Source organism: Crenalkalicoccus roseus (assembly GCF_004761865.1).
Classification (GTDB): Bacteria; Pseudomonadota; Alphaproteobacteria; order Acetobacterales; family Acetobacteraceae; genus Crenalkalicoccus; species Crenalkalicoccus roseus.
Map to the genome: position 1 here is coordinate 7198 of NZ_SJDM01000073.1, position 1153 is coordinate 8350.

Sequence of the window (1153 nt, forward strand, 5' to 3'; positions counted from 1 at the left end):
GATCGATCTTGTAGACGACGATGACGTCGATCAGTCCGGCCTCGATATCGGCCAGCAGCCGCTTGAGCGCCGGCCGCTCCAGTGTGCCGCCGGAGAAGCCGCCGTCGTCGTAGCGGTCACGCACCAACACCCAGCCCTCGGCGCGCTGGCTGGCGACATAGGCCTCGCAGGCCTCGCGCTGGGCATCGAGGGTGTTGAACTCCTTGTCCAGCCCCTCGTCCGTGCTCTTGCGGGTGTAGACCGCGCAGCGGAGCTTCTTCACCGAGGCGGGCATCACCTCCGCCGCAGGCTTCCGGCCCCTCATGCGCCGGCTCCCGGTTGGCGGAGCCCGAAGAACACCCAGCCGTTCCAGCGCGTGCCGGTGATGTGCCGAGCGATGGCGGAAAGCGACCGATAGGGCCGGCCCTCGTACTCGAAGTCGTCAGCGCGCACCGTGACCACGTGCTGCACGCCGTCGTACTCGCGGATGAGCCGCGTGCCCGGCAGCGACCGGCTGTCGGCGCGGATCCGACGCAGCTCCACATTGCCACCGTCGAGCTGCTCGCCCAGCGCCTCGAGCCGTGCCCGCGTCTCCGGCTTCAGGCCACCGTAGGCCAACTCCTGGATGCGGTAAGCCAGCCGGCTGACGAGGTAGGGCCGGTTGAAAGGCGGCGGCTCCTTGCCGAAGAGGACCCGCCACTGCTCCTTCAGCTCCGTGGCCGTCGCGGTCTGCAGCGCGGCCAGGCGCGGCAGGACCTGCGCGGGCGGGATCTTCGGGATGGTGGGCGCCGGCTGGTCCGCCTCCTGCGCCCGGCGGTGGGTCATGGATGCTCGGGTCATGCAACTCCCTCTCTCCTGGGGGTCGCATGACGGCGCTGCCGGGCGGTGGAGTGTAGGCGAACGTCTCCCAACCCCCGGGCCTCTTCGGCATCGCGCGCGAGATCCTCGGCAGCGCGGCTGCGGAGCCGCAGCAGGCCGCGGGCGAGGAGGTCGCAGACCTCGCGGAGGTGGGGTGGGAGGTGGGGGTTTGGCGGGATAGGCGCTGCCATACCACGCCCTTACTCACCGTCTCGCCGAACCGTATCGCCGCCGCAAAATAGGATTCGACTCCGGGCGGGGCGCTTGTCTAGGAGCGGGGCGCTTGTCTAAGCCGCGTGGACAAACCTGATCCACA

Annotated in this window: 2 protein-coding genes; both read right to left on the minus strand. The window is 69.8% G+C overall.

Features of this window, described 5'->3' with window-relative positions:
- Positions 1-304: recombinase family protein (locus ET526_RS22235; RefSeq protein WP_240048508.1), on the minus strand; the 304-nt coding region annotated here is incomplete at its 3' end.
- Entirely contained in the window at positions 301-819 is a 519-nt protein-coding gene (locus ET526_RS20375; RefSeq protein WP_240048509.1) for a DUF2924 domain-containing protein, read from the minus strand. The genes ET526_RS20375 and ET526_RS22235, both read right to left, overlap by 4 nt.
- Between the last annotated feature and the right edge of the window lie 334 nt (positions 820-1153).

Coding starts and splice junctions, on each gene's coding strand:
- ET526_RS20375 (WP_240048509.1), bottom strand. CDS start 819: ATGACCCGAGCATCCATGACCCACCGCCGGGCGCAGGAGGCGGACCAG.